The sequence below is a fragment of the Phaeobacter sp. genome (genome assembly GCF_022825805.1).
Lineage (GTDB): Bacteria > Pseudomonadota > Alphaproteobacteria > Rhodobacterales > Rhodobacteraceae > Phaeobacter.
This window is the reverse complement of record NZ_JAJDWC010000105.1, coordinates 24,061-44,220: the sequence shown is the minus strand read 5'-3', so window position 1 is coordinate 44,220 and position 20,160 is coordinate 24,061. Positions and strand designations below refer to the sequence as shown.

The following is a 20,160-nucleotide window of genomic DNA, read 5'->3' as shown; positions in this document are numbered from 1 at the left end:
GGGTGCACACCTCTTACGTGCAGACCGGGGCCAACACCGGGCGTATGGCCTCCGCGGATCCAAACCTGCAGAACATTCCGATCCGCTCTGAAGAAGGCCGCCGCATTCGCGAAGCCTTTGTGGCGGAAGAAGGCAACGTGCTCTTGGCGCTCGACTACAGCCAGATTGAACTGCGCATTCTCGCCCATATGGCAGGGATTGATAGTCTCAAACAGGCCTTCGCCGATGGGCAGGACATTCACGCCATGACCGCCTCGGAGATGTTCAATGTGCCACTCGCGGAAATGACCCCAGAGATCCGCAGACAGGCCAAAGCGATCAACTTTGGTGTGATTTACGGCATTTCGGGGTTTGGCCTGGCGCGGAATCTACGCATTCCACGTGCCGAAGCACAGGGCTTCATTGATCGCTATTTCGAACGGTTCCCGGGCATTCGCCGCTATATGGACGAAACCGTCGCCTTCGCAAAAGAGCACGGCTATGTGCAGACGCTGTTTGGCCGAAAGATCCATACGCCAGAAATCGCCGCCAAAGGACCGCGCGCCGGATTTGCAAAACGGGCTGCCATCAACGCTCCGATCCAGGGCACCGCAGCGGATGTGATCCGCAGGGCCATGATCCGGATGCCTGCCGCGATTGCGCATCTGCCCGCGCGTATGCTATTGCAGGTCCACGATGAACTGTTGTTCGAAGTGCCGGAATCTGCTGCGGACGACACCATCGCCGTTGCCCGCAAGGTCATGGAGACTGCCGCAGACCCCGCTGTGCATCTGGATGTCAAACTGGTGGCGGATGCAGGTCGTGGTCTGAACTGGGCCGAAGCACACTAGCGCAGGATCACCTGATCTTGGGGCGCCCGTAGCCAGTTTTACGGGCGTCCCTACACTTTGATACGCTGTGCGGCTCTTGATCACGAGCCCCTATTAGCCCGTCTGTGTTAGCTATTGGCGCTTGCCATCTGTGTCCCGCACAAGGCGCGCAACCAATCGCCGCACCGCCGGGGCCACAAACAACACCACAGCAAAAGCAACCGGCCAGCTAAAGCTCCATGAACTCATCCAGGACGCCACAAAATCCCGGCTGAAACCAACGGTTTTCAGCGTCGCGACACCAGTCACGATACAGGACATGATCCCGGACAGGATCAAACCAAAGAGCACCGGGGCAAAACGGGCTGGCAACATTGCATTCTCCACTGCCGTTCTTTTCCCAAGGCTATGGGCCAAAACTCGGAGGCAATTCAACTCACGAAATCGTTGCCGACGGTGGTCTTTCCTGCTGCGTCACGGCTTCCATCAGCGTCGGCGCTGCCCGAGCTATCGGCGCATCCAGGCCAGGCTGTCTTCGGTGCGGCGGGTTGATGGCGTGTATTCTGCGCTGACCCAACCAGCATAGGAACTGGCATCAATTGCCGCAAACAGCTCTTCGAAATCCACAGGGCCCGTCCCCGGCTCACAACGTCCTGGTGCTGCGCCGATCTGCACATGCACGGCCCGATCTCCAAAAGCGTCCCAGACTTTCACCGCATCACCGTGGATCAGCTGCGCGTGATAGGCATCATACTGCAAGCCCACGTTTGGCCGGTCCACGGACTCCAGGACCTCTACCGCCAGATTGTAATCATCCAAAAAATACCCCGGCTGATCACCGGCGTTCAACGGTTCGATGGTGAACTGCTGGCCAGGCGCAAAATCCGCCGCCCATTTCAGATTGTCGATCAGTGTTTTCTTGGCGACCTCGCCTTTTGCGTATCCAGCCATGATGTGGATCATCTTGGGGCGCAACACGTCCGCATAACGGAGCACCCGTCGAATATCGCGTTGGAACCGATCCGTGCCCATCGGAAGGGCGGCATAGCCGGGCATACCCCCGGTATAGTTGGGCGGCGGCGCATTAATCAGCAACAGATCCAAACCGTTGGCCAACAAGGCCCGCTGGGTTTCTTTGGCAGCCAATTCATAGGGAAACAGGATTTCAACCGCATCAAACCCTGCCTGCATCGCGGCGGGAAACCGTTCCAGATAGGGCAATTCAGCAAACAGCAGCGAAAGGTTGGCTGCGAATTTCGGCATGGGCTCTCTCCTCTGACGCCACCAGATACCCGGCGGCCCTGCTCTCGCGTCGGAGGTTCATTGTGTCCTTATGTGGTCAGATCCTATGGGCAGCCGGACCGCAAACCACAACGCCCCCCAGCGTCTATCCGCAATCTGCCTCAGATCTTTCCGGTTTTTGAGCGGCTTTTCCGTCGAATTTTCTATAAATTGACACGACCGCTCAAAAACGGCGACTTCCCGCGCAAACCACCCGTCGAAGCGGCCATAAATTGCCGCGGTCAGATCAGGTCACGGATCCAGCAGCTCTTCCGACGGGATCACCTGAAAAAACACCCCCCCAGACCAAAGCCCGAACCACCCGTCGTGATGCGTGCCAAGGTCGATCAGACGATAAAAGCTCTTCCTGTCGATCAAGGCTTCCAAACCATCTCGCACCAAGATGTACGGCGATGGCTCGCCGGTGGTTTCATCCCTCACCACCCGAATGGGGTGGCTGGCAGAGGCCGTGATTTCGTCGCCAACATGGGTGACAAATGCCAGGTCCTGGCCTTGCCCCTCGCCCACTGCATCGAAATCCACCGCCACGAAAGGCGCGTCATCAACCGTGATCCCAACCTTTTCCACCGGGGTCACAAGAAAGTATTTTCCGTCCTCCAGTTTCAGGATGGATGAAAACAATTTCACCAGTTCAAACCGGCCAATCGGCGTGCCGAGATAGAACCAGGTGCCATCCCGCGCGATGCGCATGTCCAGATCGCCGCAAAACGGCGGATTCCACAGATGTACCGGAGGTTTGCCGCTTTTGCTCGCAACCTTCGCAGCCGCAGCGAGGCCCTCTGCGCTTGGCTGTTGGGATGCGCCATTTGCACCATTTACCGCTGGTGTTTGCGGTTCATCGGAGTCGGGGGTCACGGGATTTTGTCCGCTCATTGCTTTTGCCATTTTCTGTCAACGCGATACAGTAAGACCATATATTCGCCTATGAGGGAAAGTCATGTCAGGACCCGACGATCTACTGGCCGAAATTGAAGCGCTGGAACAAAAGTTGTCAGAGGCGAAAGCCTCCATCACGCGGCGCTTCATCGGACAGGAGCGCGTGGTGGACCTCACGCTCAGCACCTTGCTGTGCGGTGGACATGGACTGTTGATTGGCCTTCCTGGTCTGGGCAAAACTCGATTGGTGGAAACATTGTCGACAGTGATGGGGCTGTCTGGCAATCGTGTCCAATTCACCCCGGATCTCATGCCTGCGGATATCCTCGGATCAGAGGTGCTGGAAACAGCCAGCGATGGCAGCCGCGGCTTCCGCTTCATGCCCGGGCCGATTTTTTGCCAATTGCTGATGGCCGATGAAATTAACCGCGCCAGCCCGCGGACCCAATCAGCCTTGCTACAAGCGATGCAAGAACGGATCGTCACCGTCGCAGGTGCAGACAGGCCATTGGGGAAACCGTTTCACGTTTTGGCCACCCAGAACCCGATTGAACAGGAAGGCACCTACCCGCTGCCAGAGGCACAGTTGGACCGTTTCTTGTTGCAGATCGACGTGCCCTTCCCGACCCGTGACACCGAACGCGACATCTTGTTGGCCACCACTGGCGTCGAAGAAGCAGAGGTCCACGAAGTGTTCACCGCCGACGAGTTGGTCATGGCTCAGACACTGCTACGCCGGATGCCCGTGGGCGACAGCATCGTCGAGATGATCCTCGACCTGGTGCGTATTTTCCGCCCAACCGAACCGGAGGCAACAGAGCGCGTTCGCCAGACGGTTGCCTGGGGTCCCGGCCCCCGCGCTGCGCAAGCGCTGATGCTTGCGGTGCGCGCACGCGCCCTGCTGCAGGGACGCCTGGCACCGAACGCTGATGACGTGCTGGACATGGCGCAACCGGTGCTCAGCCATCGGATGGCTTTGAACTTCTCTGCACGCGCCCGCGGCGACAGTCTGGCAGATCTCATCTCCATAACCGCCAGTGAACTCAACCATCAAGGAGCCGCCGCGTGAGCGACCGCCTTGCCACCCCAAAAGCCGAGGCGGCCATAACGCCGCCCACCGGCCAATTGCGGCGGCAAGCCGAAGCAGAAGCCAGCCGGCTGCCGCCTCTGTTGGTTCAGGCGAAACACCTGGCGAGTTCCGTCATTCTGGGTGAACACGGGCGTCGACGCGCCGGGATGGGCGATGATTTCTGGCAATACCGCCCGGTTCAGATCGGCGACAGCCGCCGGATGATCGACCATCGCCAATCCGCCAAAAGTGACCAGCAATTTGTGCGCGAACGTGAATGGCAGATTGCGCAGACGGTGCACCTCTGGGTGGATCAGGGGCGATCTATGCAGTTCAGCGCAGACCCAAACCAACCCACAAAGCTGGATCGAGCCCGCATCCTGGCCCTTGCGGTGTCGATCCTGATGCTCCGTGGCGGGGAACGCGTGGGCCTGACAGGGGGCCGCTTGCCCGCACGACGGGGGCAGACACAGATCATGCGGTTGGCCGAACATTTCAGCGTTGAGGACCATAGCCAGGATTACGCCCCACCAGAGGATCGCGGATTGCATCCGCAGTCGCGCGTTGTGTTTGTCTCTGACTTTCTGGGACCCTCTGAGGCCTTGCAGCAAGCACTGGCCAAAGCCGCAGACAGGGGTGTGCAAGGCGTATTGCTGCAGATTTTGGACCCGAGCGAAGAAACATTTCCGTTCGAAGGTCGCACGATTTTCGAAGGCGTCTCGGGCACTCTGCGGCACGAAACCCTGAAAGCCGCCGCTCTGAAGGAGCGTTATCTCGCGCGACTAGCAGAACGCCGGGACATGCTGGATGCGCTCTGTCGATCCGCAGGCTGGCAATTCGGTGTGCACCATACCGGTGAAAACGCGCAGACCGCTTTGATGTGGCTGTTTCATGCTCTCCAACGAGGGCGCGCATAATGGCTTTTTTCGGCATAGGATTTGCAACCCCCTGGTTGCTATCCGCGCTGGTCATGCTGCCGGTGCTATGGTGGCTTTTGCGCGCCGTGCCCCCTGCGCCGAAACGGCTGTATTTCCCGGCAGTGACATTGCTGTTGGGCTTGCGCGATGACGACAGCCTGTCTGATCGCACCCCTTGGTGGCTGATGCTGCTGCGGATGATCATCGTGGCGGCGGCAATTATCGGATTGTCCGGGCCCGTACTGAACCCGCAGGCGGAAACATCCAGCCGTACCCCGTTGCTGCTGGTGCTCGACAGCACCTGGGCCGGGGCTCCGAATTGGACGCGCACACAAGAAGAGCTGGATCAAATCCTCACCTCTGCCGGTCGCGCCGAACGGCCCGTGGCCTTGCTTCGCCTGACCGCGCCGGAACCGGTGGTGTTTCAATCAGCCAACCGCTGGCAGCAGCAGATCGTCGGCGCGGTGCCGCTTCCCTGGTCGCCAGCTGGCGACAGTTTAACGGCTGCACAGGATGCGATCACTGCACTTGATGGCCCGCTTGAAACGTTGTGGTTCAGCGATGGGCTGGACTTCCCTGGACGCCGCGATCTGGTGGACCTTCTCTCTGACAAAGGCGCGGTGACGGTCTATCAGCATCCCACTGCGACCGTTGCGCTGCACCCCGTTCGGACCGTTGATGGCACGCTTGACATCAGCGTCACGCGCGCCGGTTCGGGGCCTGGTGCAGCAGCTGAGGACAGCAGCCAGATATCCGCGGGCACTGCCCCAGGGCAAAGCGACCAGATCACGGTTTTGGCGCGGGGGCCGGATCCCAATGGGACGCCACGCACCCTAGGTTCGGTAACGATAGATTTCGCCACAGCACAGTCTCCAGACATCGCCAGCGCCCGGCTGTCCATGCCCGCTGAACTGCGTGCCCGTGTACGCCAGTTTCAAATCCAGGGCATCGAGAGTGCAGGCGCAACCGTACTGAGCGATGACAGCTTGCAACGCCGCAAAGTGGCGCTGATTTCTTCACAAAGCGGGAATGAAGGGCTCGCCCTTTTGTCGCCGCTCCACTACCTGCGCAAAGCGCTGGAACCAACCGCCACCATTCTTGACGGTGGGTTGACGGATCTGTTGCCCGCCAACCCCGATGTAATCGTCCTGGCCGATACAGCGCGATTGCCAACTGATCTTGAAAACCAACTCATCGATTGGATCGACACAGGCGGCGTACTCTTGCGCTTTGCGGGACCGAAATTGGCCGCCAGCGATGCCGCAAGGGAAAGCGACACGCCACTGTTGCCCGTCCGCTTGCGCGCCGGGGGCCGCAGCGTCGGCGGTGCCATGAGCTGGGGGGAAGAGAAAACCCTGGCGCCATTCCGCGAAACCTCATCGTTTTTTGGCCTTGCGATCCCACCAGATGTTACCGTCAGCTCACAGGTCGTCGCGCAACCGGATCCGGACCTCGCAGACCGGGTGATCGCGGAATTGAGTGATGGCACACCTCTGGTCACGCGCAAGGCAATCGGCGCGGGACAGGTCGTGCTGTTTCATGTCACTGCCAATGCAGAATGGAGCTCGCTACCGCTGTCAGGGCTGTTTGTGCAAATGCTGGAGCGGCTCTCCATCGCCAGCGGGATCAACGCGCCAACCGCCATAGAAATGGAGGGCAGCACCTGGTCACCCGTTCAGGTGCTGGATGGGTTCGGCACTTTGCAGGAGGCAGACGCGCTGCCCGGCGTTGCAGGACCAGATTTGATCACCGCCACGATTGGTCCGGACCTTCGGCCAGGCCTGTACCAGAATGGTGATCGCCAGATTGCCCGCAACATCCTGCAACCGGATGAACGCTTGCAGCCCGCCACCTGGCCCTCTTCAATCCCTGTCAATCGCTACGGGACCAACCCCGAAACAGACCTGAGCGGCCTCTTGCTCAGTCTGGCGCTGATCGCACTGGCGCTGGATGCGATTGCAACGCTGGCATTGTCAGGGAAACTGCGGCGTGGATCGAGCAATACACCCCGTCCTTCTGCGGGCCAGGCCACATTGACCATGGCGATGCTGGGTCTACTGTTGGTTGGGTTGTTGCTGCCCGCAGGCAAAGCACAGGCACAGGATACAGCCCAGGGCACGGCCCCAACTTCAGCCGCGCCAAACTCAGCCGCACAAGACCAAAGCGACCTGGATAACTCGCTGGCTGCGCTGTTGGCCTCGGAATTGACACTCGCGCATGTCATCACGGGCGACAGCCGCGTCGACCAGCTTGCACGCGATGGGCTGCGCGGGCTGTCAAACACTCTGCGCTTTCGCACGTCTGTTGAACCTGCTGAACCTGTTGGCGTTGATCTCAACCGGGACGAACTATCGTTTTTCCCAATCCTTTATTGGCCTGTGACCGCAAACCAGAAGATGCCATCGGGTGAAGCCTACGACAGGTTGAACACCTATTTGCGCACTGGCGGCATGATCCTGTTTGACACCCGCGATGCAGATCTCACCCTGTCGGGCGCCAGCAGCGCAGCCGGGCGACGCCTGCAACAATTGGCGCTGCGGCTGGATATTCCACCGCTTGAACCAGTGCCGCGCGATCATGTGCTGACGCGCACCTTCTATCTCTTGCAGGATTTCCCCGGCCGCCATACCCGCGGCACCGTCTGGGTCGAAGCCGCGCCAGAAGACGCAGAACAGATCGAAGGGCTTCCGTTCCGCAACCTCAACGATGGGGTCACACCTGTCATCATAGGTGGCAATGACTGGGCAGGGGCCTGGGCGATTGATACCAACGGCCGCCCACTGCTGCCAGTCGGGCGCGGCTATGCAGGGGAGCGGCAACGAGAATTGGCCAACCGGTTTGGGATCAACCTGGTGATGCATGTGCTGACCGGAAACTATAAATCGGACCAGGTCCATGTTCCGGCACTTCTGGACAGGCTCGGGCAATGAGGCGCGCAGGATGACACAGGTTGTGCTTTTTGACCCGATGGTGCCCTGGGCTGTCCTCTGGGTTCTGGCGTTTGTTTCGCTGGCCGCAACCGTGCTTGCGATATGGCGGCGCTTGATCGGCTGGCCACTGCGGGCGTTAGCGGCAGCCGTCATTCTGGCAGCCTTGAGCGGCCCGGTCATTCAAACCGAAGACCGCGCCACCTTGAACGATATTGTCGTGGTGCTGGACGACCAGACAGCCAGCCAACAACTGGCAGACCGGCCCGCGCAAATGCAAGACGCCCGCGCCGCCGTGCAAGCCGCTCTGAACAACCGGGCCAACACAGACGTACGCTGGGTGGACATCGACAATCAAAACAGCGACGGCGGCACCGACGACAACAGCGGCACAACACTGATGGGAACGCTGCGCGATACATTGGCAGACCTGCCCAGCAACCGTGTTGCTGGGATCATCGCGCTCAGCGATGGGCAGATCCATGATGCCCCGCTGGCACCCGATCTTCCCGCGCCTCTGCATCTGTTGATGACCGGCCAACCCGATGACTGGGACCGCAGGCTGATCGTCAAGAACGCGCCCAGCTTCGCCATTATTGGCGAACCCGTTACCCTTACGCTGCGGATCGAAGATCAAGGGGCGGCACCCGCCGGTTCAGACTTGGCCGTCTTGGCAATTTCCATCGGTGGCGAGCCGCCTCAGCGCTACACTTTGCCCACGGGCGTTGATCTGGAATTGCCGGTCACCCTGCCCCATGGCGGCCGCAACGTCATTCAATTCACTGTTCCAACCGCCGAGAATGAACTGACAGATCGCAACAACACCGCCTTGGTGCAGATAAATGGTGTGCGAGACAGGCTACGGGTCTTGCTGGTATCCGGGGAGCCACATCCGGGCGGGCGCACCTGGCGCAACCTTCTCAAATCGGACAGCTCCGTTGATCTGGTCCATTTCACGATCCTTCGGCCACCGGAAAAGCAGGATGGCGTCCCCGTAGACGAGCTGTCCCTGATCGCGTTTCCGACACGCGAATTGTTTCTGGAGAAGATCGACGATTTCGATCTGATCATCTTTGATCGCTACCAGCGTCGGGGTATTCTGCCAGCCATCTACCTCAGCAATGTCGCAGATTATGTGATGAACGGAGGGGCTGTATTGGTCGCTGCCGGCCCAGATTTTGCAAGTGCCGACAGCATCTATCGGTCGCCACTGTCGTCTGTTCTGCCCGCAAACCCATCGGCACGGGTCTTTGAACAGGCCTTTCTTCCGCAAATCACCGACCTCGGTAACCGCCACCCGGTGACCGCTGATCTGGATACTGCAGACACCTGGGGACGCTGGTTGCGCCAGATTGATGTCGCCGCCACACAAGGCCAGACCTTGATGAACGGGATCGACGAACGCCCCCTGTTGATCCTGGACCGTGTTGGCGAGGGCAGAGTGGCGCTGTTGGCCTCCGATCATGCCTGGCTCTGGAGCCGCGGCTATGAAGGGGGAGGGCCCCAGCTAGAACTGCTGCGACGTCTCGCTCATTGGATGATGAAAGAGCCCGAATTAGAAGAGGATGTCCTCACCGCCGACGCCAGTGGGCAGTCCATGCGCATCCAACGGCGCAGCCTGGGGGATGATATCGGCGCCGTCACGATCACCAACCCGGATGGCAGCACCCAGGACATCACCCTGTCCGAGCGCGCCCCGGGCCGTTGGGAAGGCAATTACGAGGGCCCAGAGCCGGGTTTGTACCGTTTGTCAGAGGGCGATCAGAACACCGTCATTGGCCTTGGTCCGGCAGCACCCAGAGAGTTTGAACAAACCATCGCAACCGGCGACGTGATGGCCGCGGCCGTGGCCAGCACCCGAGGTGGTATTCGCGCCATGTCGGAGGGCATACCCATTTTGCGCGATGTCCGCCCTGGACGGGTGGCAGCCGGTCGCGGCTGGATCGGGCTGACACCGCGTGATGCCTATCGCACCGTTTCAGTCAGACAGATGCCTCTTTTGCCGGGATGGATTGTCCTTGCTCTGTCGTCCCTCCTGCTGATTGGTGGTTGGCTGCGCGAAGGTCGCCGCTGAGGCGCAATCCACCAGCCTGCAGGAACACCCGCGCTGCTGGGCAACGTCAGAACAGTCATTCTGATGCACCTGATCACTTGTCTATGCATAGCGATCTGGAACCTGAGTTTAAGACAAGCGGTGCAGACATCAGCCAAACACCCTGCCAGAAACCAACAAAAGTTTAACCAGTTTACGGCTGCTGTTTCTGCCAATTCAACCATAGGCTTAAATCACTCCGAAGGAGGACACGTTGGCACCACCGCTAATCTCAATTTAATATCTCAGCCGCATTTTGGGAGGCTGACACCGGTTGGTAGATTCTGGAGACCGCAGGGATGAACCTTGCAGAGAAGCTAATGGAAGAGCGACGCGCGCGTCTCGCCGCGGAACGCCTGCTTGAGCTCAAGCAGGCTGAACTCTCCGCTGCCAACCGGAAGCTCGGCCGCCATGCCCTTGCCCTCACACGACAAATTGGCGCAACCCAGGCAGAGGTTGCCAAAACCCGAGATGAAAACAAAAAGGTCAAACTCGATCTCAGCACCGCCAACGAAAAAGTCGAAAAAGCAGAGCAGCGCCTGTGGGATTCGCTTGGTGCGATCGAGGATGGATTCGCCTTTTTCGATTCTGACGGCAAGCTGATCAGCGCAAATGACGCTTACCTGAACCTCTTTGATGGTCTCGAAGAGGTCACGCCCGGCGTGTCCTATGTGCGTTTGCTGCAAATTCTCACCGACGAGGGGCTGGTTAATACCGCTGATCAGGATCCGGATCTCTGGCGCGCGCAGATGAACGAGCGTTGGCTGTCACCAAATCCCGAACCCATCGTCGTTCGAATGTGGGATGATCGCTATCTGCGCCTGCTGGATCAGCGTGGCAAATCCGGGGATATGGTCAGCATGGCCTTGGATATCACCACCACGGTTCAATACGAAGAGGAGCTGCAAACCGCGCGGGAGCGCGCAGAGGCCGCCAACCGCGCGAAATCCGCGTTTCTCGCCAACATGTCCCATGAAATCCGCACCCCGATGAATGGGGTCGTGGGGATGGCAGAATTGCTGTGCGACACCGGGTTGAGCGAAGAGCAAAGGCTCTATGCGCAGACCATCAAAAACTCCGGCGAAGCGCTGTTGGTGATCATCAATGACGTGCTCGATTATTCGAAGATCGAAGCGCAGAAGCTGATTTTGCACCCCGAACCCTTCAACCTGGAGCGCTGCGTCCACGAGGTGTTGATGCTCTTGCAGCCAACGGCCAAGGACAAGGGGCTGACGCTGCTGCTTGATTACGACCTGTTCCTGCCCAACACATTTGTCGGCGACCCTGGTCGCATTCGTCAGGTTCTGACCAATCTGGTTGGCAATGCTGTAAAATTCACCAACACAGGTCATGTGGCGCTGCAAATCACCGGCATCGGTGACCCAGACGAAGGCACCTGCTCGGTGCATATCACCATCGAAGACACCGGCATCGGAATTCCCGAAGAAAAAGTTCAGCACATCTTTGGCGAATTCAATCAGGTCGAAGATGAAAGGAACCGTCAGTTCGAAGGCACCGGCCTTGGCCTGGCGATCTCCAAACGGCTGCTGGAGCTGATGGGCGGGGAAATCTGGGTCGAAAGCGAAGAAGGCAAAGGATCCTGCTTTGGCTTCCGGATCGAACTGCCCGTTGTGGCCGACAGTGACACATCGATCCCACCAATGCCACCGGGCCTCCACCGTGTCATGGTTGTCGACCAGCCGTCGGTGATGCGGGATATCCTGAACAAACAACTGGCCATGCTCGGGCTGGAGGTAACCCTGATTGACGATGGGGCCAGCGCACTGGCCACGTTGAGCGGCGATATTGATCTGGTTGTCTGCGATGAACATCTCGCCGATCAGGAGGGTGCGGATTTCTGCCAGCAGCTGCGTTCCGGAAGCTGGTCGAACACGCCTGTTTTGATGCTGTCCAGCGATCCGGTCGCGGTTGCAGATCCGCGCAATCAATCGATCACGAATGGCATGTTGCTGAAACCGATCCAGCGGCAGGAATTGTTCAACCGGTTGGCCACGCTGCATGATGATCCCGTACAGGCATCACCGCCGGAGCCCCTGCCAGGCGCTGCTCCCCCCGCTGCCCCAGCGCAGACAGGTCCAGCTGCTACAGAAAACGTCACCCCGCTGCCCTGCGGGCGACGCAAAATGCGGGTCCTCGCAGCCGAAGACAACCGCACCAATCAATTGGTCTTCCGCAAGATGGTGAAGGATCTGAACATCGATCTCCAATTTGCGATGAACGGGATCGAAGCCGTGGAAGCCTATAAGAGCTTTCAGCCAGACCTGATCTTTATGGATATTTCAATGCCATTGATGGACGGCAAGGAAGCCACGCAAAAGATCCGCGAGTTGGAATATGGCACGGAAACCTATGTGCCGGTGGTGGCGCTGACTGCCCACGCCATGACAGGGGATTCCGATGGGATTTTGGCAGCAGGTTTGGACCACTACCTGACCAAACCCCTGCGCAAAGCGCTGATCCACGAACGCATCCACGCCTATCTGCCGGCAGAAGCGGCCCCTCTGATGGACGATCACGCAGCACAATCAGGGGCAGCGTGATCTTACTCGAAGGGGCCTGAGCTTTTTGGCCTAACGCCACATGTTGCCGGTTCCAAACGCTCAATAAAAAAGGCCAGACAGTGTCTGACCTTTGGTAGCTAGGTGTCCAGGCGACCAGTCACGCAGCGGATCGCAGAAACACCGGCTTGTCAGGTTCGGACAGGTCCGGCATGTGGCGATACCCACCGCTATCAAAAGCCAACAGCGACGCCGCATCGGTCAACCGATTTTGAATGATGAAACGCGCCATCGCTCCACGTGCACGTTTGGCGTAGAAACTGACCACCTTTGGCGTGCCATTCTTATCTTCCATGAACACCGGAGTGATAACCCGTGGTTTCAACGCGGACAGATCTACCGCACCGAAATACTCCTGACTTGCGCAGTTCACCAGGATATCGCTCTCCACCGAAGCCGCCTGCGCATTCAGAGCCTCTGCGATCTCTGCACCCCAATATTCATAGAGGTTTTTGCCCTTTGACGTCTTCAGACGTGACCCCATTTCCAGACGGTAGGCCTGCATCGCGTCAAGCGGGCGCAAAAGCCCGTAGAGCCCAGAAAGAATGCGATAATGATCCTGCGCCCAGGCCATCTCCTCAGCGTCCAGTGACGCTGCTTCCAGGCCCTGATAGGTGTCGCCTGCAAACGCCAGCGCGGCCGGGCGGATTTGCTCTGCACTTGGATCTGCCGCAAAATTCTGGAACCGCTCATGGTTCAATGCAGCCAGATCTTCGCTGATGTGCATCAGCTTCATCAGATCAGCCACCGACAGATCGCGGGCCTGCGCCGCCAGATCAACCGCAGCATCATGCAAAGCGGGCCAGGTCATTTCAACCTGCCGCTCGCTCCAATCCAGCTTCTTGGCCGGAGAAGTCACTACCAGCATTTTCTGCCCCCGTTTGGTTCTTGAAATTACTTAGGTCGCGGCACGCAGAACGTCCAGAAAGGCCGCCGCAAAACGTTCCGCACGCCGGTCGCCTAACAGCCTTGTGATGGCCACTTCGTCCTGCGGTCGCATCTGGGCCAATTTCGCAAGCTGCGCAGCCGAACAGCTTAGCGGTTTTTGGGTACCACAGGCACCACGTCCCAGCTGCGCCTGAGCTTCCAGCAGCTCATCATAAACCGAACCGGCATCCCGCCCCGCCAGCTTCCGACGCATCGGGTGCAATTGGGCGGTTTCACCGGTGATCACGCTCAGGAAGTCAGACCCGTAGCGTTCCAGTTTTTTGGCACCCACACCGCCAATCCGTGCCAGTTGATCCAGTGACTGCGGGCGGCTTTCGGCCATTTCGATCAAGGTGCGGTCGTTGAAGATCACATAAGCAGGGACTTTTTGTGCCTCTGCCAATGCACGCCGCTTTGCTTTCAGCGCTGACAAAAGCGGAGCGTCTTCGTCTGACACCAACGCCTTGACCGCTGGGCTGCGTTTGGCAGAGGTGATAGTGTCCCGTCGCAACGCGACATCCTGCTCACCTTTCAGCACCGGCAGCGCGGCTTCTGTCATCCGCAACGCACCGTGACGCTCTGGATCAGGTCGGACCAGATCATGGCCCATCATCTGGCGAAACACGGCCTGCCACTGGCGCTTGCCATATTCCTTGCCGCAGGCAAAAACCGACAGTTCGTCATGCCGCTTTTCCCGCACCCGATCCGTTTCATTGCCAACCAGAATGTCGATCAAATGGCCGGAGCCATAGGTTTCGCTGGTGCGCAGGATCGCCGACAACGCTTTGCGCACAGCCGTGGTGCCGTCAAACACATCCACGGGCTGATCGCAGAGATCGCAGTTGCCGCAGGGTTCTGCGGTTTCTCCAAAATATGACAACAACGTCTGGCGGCGGCATTTCAACGCTTCCGCAAGCCCCAAGAGCGCGTTCAATCGCGCGTGGTCTGCGCCCCGCCGCTCTGCTGGTGCCAACCCTTCATCAATCTGGCTGCGCCGCAACCGGATGTCTTCCGGGCCAAACAGCGTCAACGTCTCCGCCGGAGCCCCATCTCGCCCAGCCCTGCCGATTTCCTGATAATAGGCTTCAATTGATTTGGGCAGATCTGCATGGGCCACCCAGCGAATGTCCGGCTTATCGATGCCCATCCCAAACGCCACAGTAGCCACAACAATCAGGCCATCTTCCCGCGCAAACCGCGTTTCAACAGCGCGCCGATCCTCGGCTTCCATGCCACCATGATAATGGCAGGCCGTGTGCCCCGCCTCGCGCAGACCAGCCGCCAGAGCTTCGGTCTTGGCCCGAGTTCCACAGTAAACAATGCCAGACTGCCCTTTGCGCGCTGCTGCAAAATCCAGGATCTGGCGTCGCGGGCTGTCTTTGACGCCAAAGGCAAGATGGATATTTGGCCGATCAAACCCCCGCAGGAAACTGCGCGGAGCTGTCCCATCAAACAGTTTTTGAACAATCTCTTCGCGGGTTTCCTGGTCGGCGGTGGCCGTAAACGCCGCCAGCGGCACCTGCAGAGCCTGTCGCAACTCACCGATACGCAGATAATCAGGGCGAAAATCATGGCCCCACTGGCTGACACAATGGGCTTCATCAACGGCAATCAGACTGACACCAATCCGCCGCAACATCCCCAGCGCCGATCCAGACGCCAGCCGCTCGGGCGCCATATACAGCAGCTTCAGCCGACCCTCTTCGATCGCGTGCCAGACGGCTTCGGTTTCCTCTTCGGTATTGCCCGATGTCAGGGCACCCGCCGAAACACCCACCTCTTGCAGGGCGCGCACCTGATCGCGCATCAAGGCAATCAAAGGAGAAATCACCACCGTGATCCCATCCCGCATCAGCGCAGGCAGTTGATAGCACAGCGATTTGCCGCCACCAGTTGGCATAATCGCAAGCACGTTCTCCCCTGCCGTGACGGCATCAACGATCTCCCCCTGTCCGGGTCGGAAATCGTCGAAACCAAAAATTTCACGCAGGAGCGGCGTCGCACCTAGAGGGGCGCTCGTTTCCGGCTGGAGTGCGGACATGGGGGCGGTGGGCCTCGTTTTGGGTCATCTGCTCGTCTTGGCAGACACAATCCCACAGACCGAATCGGGCGGCAAGAGGCTCTCGCAAATGCCGCAGCCTTCAGATACGAAAACCGCCGCGCAGAACGTCGCGGCGGTGCCGGGCCAAATGGCAGACCAGAACGAAAGCTGTCAGTAGAACAGCGCTATGTTGTTGGCCAAGATAATCCGCAGCGCATAGACACCGATCAGCACCACCAAAGGCGCCAGGTCCAACCCCTGCATATTTGGCAAAATGCGACGCACCGGGCCATAAAGCGGCTCTAACAAGCGGTTCAGGCTATACCAGATCTGCGCCACAAACTGTTGGTTGAGGTTCAGAACCTGGAAATTGATCAACCAACTCATGATCACATGCGCAATGATGAAGAACCAGACGATATCCAGGATCAGCATCAGAATTTGAAACAGCGACAGCATTTCGTCTTTCCCTTTTTGGAGCTTGTCCACAGGTAAGCCGGGTGCAGCAAAATCGCAAGGCTGCCGCAAGGTTGAGGTTGACGCGCTGTAAACGCAAAGCAACACCCTGAGGCCGGTTTCGAGGAGTGTCGCCACATGTTTCCAATCGTTCGCCTGATCAAAGATGTCATTGTCGCCAGCCGTATGTCGCGCTTGCCTCTGACGGGAACCCATGTGTCGCGCCACATCTGCTGGCCTTGGGATCTGGATATCTGGCTGGAGCTGAACAACGGGCGCGCCATGACGCTTTATGATCTGGGGCGCACCATGCTGGCCCAGCGCGTCGGGCTAATCACGACACTGCGCAAGCGCCGTTGGGGGTTGACCGTTGCGGGCACCTCGGTGCGGTTTCGCCGCCGGATCCGCGGCTTTGAACGGTTTGAAATGCGCACCCGAACCGTGGCTTGGGATGATCGCTTCATCTACCTTGAGCAGTCGATGTGGAAACGCAATGGCGAGTGCGCGAGCCATGTGATGTTGCGCACTGCCGTCACCGACGCCCGTGGCATCGTGGCCCCAACCGAGGTTCTGGCCGCACTGGGCCAACCTCCGCAAACCAGCCCAGCGATGCCTGATTGGATCCAAGGATGGTGCGAAACCGATGCACAGCGCCCCTGGCCGCCCATGCAGGATGGCCATGAACGCGGCCTGTAAACTGACCCGCAAAATATTGCGATTTAATGCCCCTGTTGAATGCCCCGCATCGCAGCGCGCAGGATCATACCGCGCCTGTGTCGGCGGCTCCCTGCCCAAAGGATAAACACCGCATGCTTGCCTAAACCCCTGCGGCCCTGTCATACCAGAAACAGTCGAACCGGACAGAAACACGAACGCCGGTCTCGGCACACGGATAAGTGGCCGCAGATGCACCCGCCCCTAGGCGAAGCATCCTGCAGGTTGGGTAATGAGGGACAGGGCGAGCATGACGCAGGTTTCCATGCGAAAACGCATTTGGGGATGGTGGGCCTTTGATTGGGCGAGCCAGCCGTATCATACGCTTCTCATCACATTCATCTTTGGCCCCTTCTTTGCAGAGGTGGCGACAAACACTTTCATCGGTCAGGGCCTGTCGGAATCGGCGGCGAAGGCACAGGCGCAATCCACCTGGTCGCTATGTCTAACCCTTGCGGGACTGACGATCGGGATCTGCGCGCCGTTCCTTGGCGCTTTGGCCGACATATCCGGGCGGCGCAAACCCTGGGTGTTTCTGTTTTCGCTGATGTATGTCTGCGGCGCTGCTGGGCTTTGGTTCATGGATCCAGGCGGTTCAAACCTGCACCTGATGCTTTTGGTTTTCGGACTTGGCTTCCTCGGCGCAGAATTTGCACTGATCTGTGTGAACGGCCAATTGCCATCCTTGGGCGAACGCGAAAACGTTGGCACCTTGTCAGGCTTTGGCTTTGCCATTGGCTACCTTGGCGGCGTCTGTGCCCTGATCCTGATGCTCACACTGTTTGTCGAACAATCAACAGGGCGCACAATCATCGGGTTAGAGCCTATTTTCGGTCTTGATCCTGCGGCACGCGAAGGCACACGCGCTGTTGGCCCGATCACAGCACTCTGGTTCGCCGTGTTCATCATTCCCTACTTCCTGTGGGTACAAGAGGCCCAGCAACCAAAGGCCAGGGCAACCTTGCGTGACGCTGTTGGTTCCGTCGTGCGAGCGGTCAAAAATCTGCGGTACCGGCTTAGCCTCAGCTGCTACCTTGGCTCTTCCATGCTGTATCGCGATGCGCTCAACGGTCTCTATACCTTCGGCGGGATCTATGCGGCGCTGGTGCTGGATTGGCCGATCACGCTGATCGGCATCTTTGGGATCATTTCTGCCATTTCCGCGGCCTTCTTCTGCTGGGCCGGAGGTCTGGCAGACCGCCGTTTTGGCCCCAAGCCGGTGATCCGGGTCTCCATTCTGGTGCTGGTGCTTGTCTGCATTCTCGTTGTCAGCATGTCGAGAGAGCAGATTTTTGGCCTCCCGCTTCCCGCCGGATCCACCCTGCCAGACTATCTGTTTTTCTTGTGCGGTGTTCTGATTGGTGGTTTCGGCGGCATCCTGCAGGCCTCCAGCCGCAGCCTAATGGTGCGCCACACAACCGCCGACACTGCCACAGAAGCATTTGGGCTCTATGGCCTTTCGGGGCGCGCAACTGCCTTCCTTGCGCCCGCTTTGATCGGCCTGGCCACCACACTCAGCGGCAGCGCACGGCTCGGCATCACCCCAGTTATTTTCCTGTTCCTCGCAGGTCTGTTGATCCTGCGCTGGGTCAATTCCGAAGGAGACCAAGTATGAAACACCTGCTTGCCTGCCTTATTGCCACCCTGATCTGCACGACACCATTGCACGCGGACACCCCTGCAAAGCAGCTCTTTGGTGCCAAACAGCAGGGCTCGGCCCAGGCTCCCGAACCACATGGCTCCTATGCCAAAGGCTGCGTGGCCGGGGCCATCGAACTGCCAGAAACGGGACCAACCTGGCAGGCCATGCGCCTGTCGCGCAACCGCAACTGGGCCCATCCGGAAGCCGTCGACTTTGTCCAGGACCTCAGCCGCTTTGCAGCGCGCCAACCAGGCTGGAATGGTCTCTATGTCGGCGATATGAGCCAGCCCCGCGGCGGGCCGATGCTATCAGGGCACCGCAGCCACCAAACTGGTCTTGATGTTGATATCTGGATGCGACCAGCACAGCGGCTGGACCTGACAAAAAGCCAGCGGGAGTCTTTGTCTTCAATTTCCATGCGCCGCGCCAAAGGGGCGTATGTGAATGAAAATTGGACCCCAGAACATCACGCCATTCTCCGCGCGGCCGCCAAAGACAGGCGGGTGACCCGGATCTTTGTTTTCCCTGGCGCCAAGGTCCAGATGTGCAACGACGAAAAAGGCAACCGACGCTGGCTGCGCAAAATCCGGCCCTGGTGGGGGCACCACTATCATTTCCACGTCAGATTGGCCTGCCCGCGTGGCGCAACAGGATGTATCGCCCAGGACCCGCCACCACGTGGTGATGGTTGCGAGGAAGCCGAAACCTGGGTTCGCGACATCGTGGATCCACCAAAACCCGATCCAAACGCACCCAAAGCCACACCCAAACCTCGCCGCGAATATGTTCTGACCGATCTGCCAACCCAATGCGCCGCCGTCCTGAAATCCGACTAGGTCTTGGCCTGACCGCAGCAATCGCCCTCTGCGTCTTGGGGGTGGTGCTGGCCGTATTGGCGCAAAGGTCCCTTTCCCCGATCGCCGCAGCGACTGCCGCCACACCGCAACAGTCGGCGCACCTCTTGGCAAGCTACCGCTGGGAGCACCCAGCCAAATGGTTCGGCGGCTTCTCGGCCCTGGCTCTTTCCCGTGATGGCAGTCGCATGACCGTGATCAGTGACCGGGCAACCATTGTCACAGCCGATATCGCGCGCAGCAACACGCCATCTGCAACGATCACCGATATCACCACCCGCAAGGCCAACAAGCTGCGCGCCTCCAATGGATCCACCTTGCGTGGCCGCATCGTGGATGCCGAAGGGCTGGCAATTGGCCGAGATGGCACCCTGTTCATTTCTTTCGAAGGCATCTCAAGGGTTGCCCGCCACAGCCGCGGCGACAGCCGTGCGGAAATCCTGCCAAGGCCGAAGGGTTTTCGCAGCCTGCCTCTGAACAAGGCACTTGAGGCCCTTGCCATAGATGATCGCGGGCGTCTGTACACCCTCCCCGAGCGCGCGCTGACAGATGCTGGCACCATACCGGTTTGGCGCTGGAACGGCCGCAGATGGAGCCGGCCATTTGATCTGCCCAGTCGCGGTGATTTTCTCCCGGTCGGCGCAGACTTCGGCCCGGATGGTCGCCTCTACCTGCTGGAGCGGGATTTTGGCCTGATCGGCTTTCGCAGCCGTTTGCGCCGATTTGACATCGGCTCCAAAGGCCCGAGTGGCGAAACCATTCTGCTGGAAACCGGTCTGGGCCTGCACGACAACCTCGAAGGTATCTCGGTGTGGCGCGACGCGACGGGGCATCTGCGGGCAACCATGGTCTCTGATGACAACTTCTTTTCGATCCAGCGCACGGAATTGGTCGAATACCGCCTGCCGGATTAAGCCCGCTGAACCGGCAGCGCCCCACTTGCATCGACACCACA

At 59.2% G+C, this 20,160-nt stretch carries 16 protein-coding genes; 10 read left to right on the top strand and 6 right to left on the bottom strand.

Annotated features, from left to right (window positions below):
- Window positions 1–830 (top strand): DNA polymerase (locus tag Q0C28_RS12055; protein ID WP_293576103.1); only part of this gene is annotated, 830 nt, incomplete at its 5' end.
- A gap of 111 nt (window positions 831–941) precedes the next feature.
- Here Q0C28_RS12055 and Q0C28_RS12050 read toward each other — a convergent pair.
- The 3 genes from Q0C28_RS12050 to Q0C28_RS12040 all read right to left on the bottom strand — a co-directional run bounded on the left by Q0C28_RS12050 (window position 942) and on the right by Q0C28_RS12040 (window position 2,984).
- Entirely contained in the window at window positions 942–1,184 is a 243-nt protein-coding gene (locus Q0C28_RS12050) for a DUF2798 domain-containing protein (protein WP_293576102.1), read from the bottom strand.
- Window positions 1,185–1,316: 132 nt separating this feature from the next.
- Window positions 1,317–2,072 (bottom strand): TIM barrel protein, encoded by a 756-nt coding sequence (locus Q0C28_RS12045; protein WP_293576101.1) that lies wholly within the window; start codon window positions 2,070–2,072, stop codon window positions 1,317–1,319.
- 270 nt (window positions 2,073–2,342) lie between these two features.
- Window positions 2,343–2,984, bottom strand: coding sequence for a DUF1285 domain-containing protein (locus tag Q0C28_RS12040; RefSeq protein WP_293576100.1), 642 nt, complete (start codon window positions 2,982–2,984; stop codon window positions 2,343–2,345).
- A 64-nt stretch (window positions 2,985–3,048) separates the two neighbouring features.
- Between Q0C28_RS12040 and Q0C28_RS12035 the strand changes: the two genes are divergently transcribed.
- From Q0C28_RS12035 to Q0C28_RS12015, 5 genes are all read left to right on the top strand, one after another.
- Window positions 3,049–4,056: a MoxR family ATPase gene (locus Q0C28_RS12035; protein WP_293576098.1), complete on the top strand. Its 1,008-nt coding sequence runs from the start codon at window positions 3,049–3,051 to the stop codon at window positions 4,054–4,056.
- Complete coding sequence (locus Q0C28_RS12030; protein ID WP_293576096.1) at window positions 4,053–4,973, top strand: DUF58 domain-containing protein; 921 nt, start codon at window positions 4,053–4,055, stop codon at window positions 4,971–4,973. Before Q0C28_RS12035 ends, Q0C28_RS12030 begins: the two co-directional genes overlap by 4 nt.
- The gene (locus Q0C28_RS12025) at window positions 4,973–7,903 is read left to right on the top strand and encodes a DUF4159 domain-containing protein (RefSeq protein WP_293576094.1); all 2,931 of its coding nucleotides are present in this window, start codon (window positions 4,973–4,975) and stop codon (window positions 7,901–7,903) included. The genes Q0C28_RS12030 and Q0C28_RS12025 overlap by 1 nt, the downstream gene beginning before the upstream one ends.
- Window positions 7,904–7,913: 10 nt before the next feature.
- Window positions 7,914–9,974: a hypothetical protein gene (locus Q0C28_RS12020; protein WP_293576092.1), complete on the top strand. Its 2,061-nt coding sequence runs from the start codon at window positions 7,914–7,916 to the stop codon at window positions 9,972–9,974.
- A 317-nt stretch (window positions 9,975–10,291) separates the two neighbouring features.
- Entirely contained in the window at window positions 10,292–12,553 is a 2,262-nt protein-coding gene (locus Q0C28_RS12015) for a response regulator (protein ID WP_293576091.1), read from the top strand.
- A 118-nt stretch (window positions 12,554–12,671) separates the two neighbouring features.
- Here the strand turns inward: Q0C28_RS12015 and yaaA are convergent, their stop codons facing one another.
- The 3 genes from yaaA to Q0C28_RS12000 form a co-directional block, all read right to left on the bottom strand.
- Window positions 12,672–13,439, bottom strand: a complete 768-nt coding sequence (gene yaaA, locus Q0C28_RS12010) for a peroxide stress protein YaaA (protein ID WP_293576089.1) — start codon at window positions 13,437–13,439, stop codon at window positions 12,672–12,674.
- 30 nt (window positions 13,440–13,469) lie between these two features.
- A complete protein-coding gene (gene recQ, locus Q0C28_RS12005) occupies window positions 13,470–15,539 on the bottom strand; it encodes a DNA helicase RecQ (protein ID WP_293576087.1) in 2,070 nt (689 codons plus the stop codon).
- Between the two features lie 171 nt (window positions 15,540–15,710).
- Window positions 15,711–15,998 (bottom strand): YggT family protein, encoded by a 288-nt coding sequence (locus Q0C28_RS12000; protein ID WP_293576085.1) that lies wholly within the window; start codon window positions 15,996–15,998, stop codon window positions 15,711–15,713.
- Window positions 15,999–16,133: 135 nt separating this feature from the next.
- Here Q0C28_RS12000 and Q0C28_RS11995 point away from each other — a divergent pair, with 135 nt between their 5' ends.
- The 4 genes from Q0C28_RS11995 (at window position 16,134) to Q0C28_RS11980 (ending at window position 20,119) form a co-directional block, all read left to right on the top strand.
- A complete protein-coding gene (locus Q0C28_RS11995; RefSeq protein WP_293576083.1) occupies window positions 16,134–16,691 on the top strand; it encodes an acyl-CoA thioesterase in 558 nt (185 codons plus the stop codon).
- A 268-nt stretch (window positions 16,692–16,959) separates the two neighbouring features.
- Window positions 16,960–18,324: an MFS transporter gene (locus Q0C28_RS11990; RefSeq protein ID WP_293576081.1), complete on the top strand. Its 1,365-nt coding sequence runs from the start codon at window positions 16,960–16,962 to the stop codon at window positions 18,322–18,324.
- Complete coding sequence (gene mepA, locus Q0C28_RS11985) at window positions 18,321–19,187, top strand: penicillin-insensitive murein endopeptidase (protein ID WP_293576079.1); 867 nt, start codon at window positions 18,321–18,323, stop codon at window positions 19,185–19,187. The genes Q0C28_RS11990 and mepA overlap by 4 nt, the downstream gene beginning before the upstream one ends.
- Window positions 19,160–20,119 (top strand): esterase-like activity of phytase family protein, encoded by a 960-nt coding sequence (locus Q0C28_RS11980; RefSeq protein ID WP_293576078.1) that lies wholly within the window; start codon window positions 19,160–19,162, stop codon window positions 20,117–20,119. The genes mepA and Q0C28_RS11980 overlap by 28 nt, the downstream gene beginning before the upstream one ends.
- The last annotated feature ends 41 nt before the right edge of the window (window positions 20,120–20,160 follow it).

What these genes read in the sequence shown, in the direction of transcription:
- Q0C28_RS12050 (WP_293576102.1), bottom strand. Translation starts at nt 1,184, where the DNA reads ATGTTGCCAGCCCGTTTTGCCCCGGTGCTCTTTGGTTTGATCCTGTCC.
- Q0C28_RS12045 (WP_293576101.1), bottom strand. Translation starts at nt 2,072, where the DNA reads ATGCCGAAATTCGCAGCCAACCTTTCGCTGCTGTTTGCTGAATTGCCC.
- Q0C28_RS12040 (WP_293576100.1), bottom strand. Translation starts at nt 2,984, where the DNA reads ATGAGCGGACAAAATCCCGTGACCCCCGACTCCGATGAACCGCAAACA.
- Q0C28_RS12035 (WP_293576098.1), top strand. Translation starts at nt 3,049, where the DNA reads ATGTCAGGACCCGACGATCTACTGGCCGAAATTGAAGCGCTGGAACAA.
- Q0C28_RS12025 (WP_293576094.1), top strand. Translation starts at nt 4,973, where the DNA reads ATGGCTTTTTTCGGCATAGGATTTGCAACCCCCTGGTTGCTATCCGCG.
- Q0C28_RS12020 (WP_293576092.1), top strand. Translation starts at nt 7,914, where the DNA reads ATGACACAGGTTGTGCTTTTTGACCCGATGGTGCCCTGGGCTGTCCTC.
- Q0C28_RS12015 (WP_293576091.1), top strand. Translation starts at nt 10,292, where the DNA reads ATGAACCTTGCAGAGAAGCTAATGGAAGAGCGACGCGCGCGTCTCGCC.
- yaaA (WP_293576089.1), bottom strand. Translation starts at nt 13,439, where the DNA reads ATGCTGGTAGTGACTTCTCCGGCCAAGAAGCTGGATTGGAGCGAGCGG.
- recQ (WP_293576087.1), bottom strand. Translation starts at nt 15,539, where the DNA reads ATGTCCGCACTCCAGCCGGAAACGAGCGCCCCTCTAGGTGCGACGCCG.
- Q0C28_RS12000 (WP_293576085.1), bottom strand. Translation starts at nt 15,998, where the DNA reads ATGCTGTCGCTGTTTCAAATTCTGATGCTGATCCTGGATATCGTCTGG.
- Q0C28_RS11995 (WP_293576083.1), top strand. Translation starts at nt 16,134, where the DNA reads ATGTTTCCAATCGTTCGCCTGATCAAAGATGTCATTGTCGCCAGCCGT.
- Q0C28_RS11990 (WP_293576081.1), top strand. Translation starts at nt 16,960, where the DNA reads ATGACGCAGGTTTCCATGCGAAAACGCATTTGGGGATGGTGGGCCTTT.
- mepA (WP_293576079.1), top strand. Translation starts at nt 18,321, where the DNA reads ATGAAACACCTGCTTGCCTGCCTTATTGCCACCCTGATCTGCACGACA.
- Q0C28_RS11980 (WP_293576078.1), top strand. Translation starts at nt 19,160, where the DNA reads ATGCGCCGCCGTCCTGAAATCCGACTAGGTCTTGGCCTGACCGCAGCA.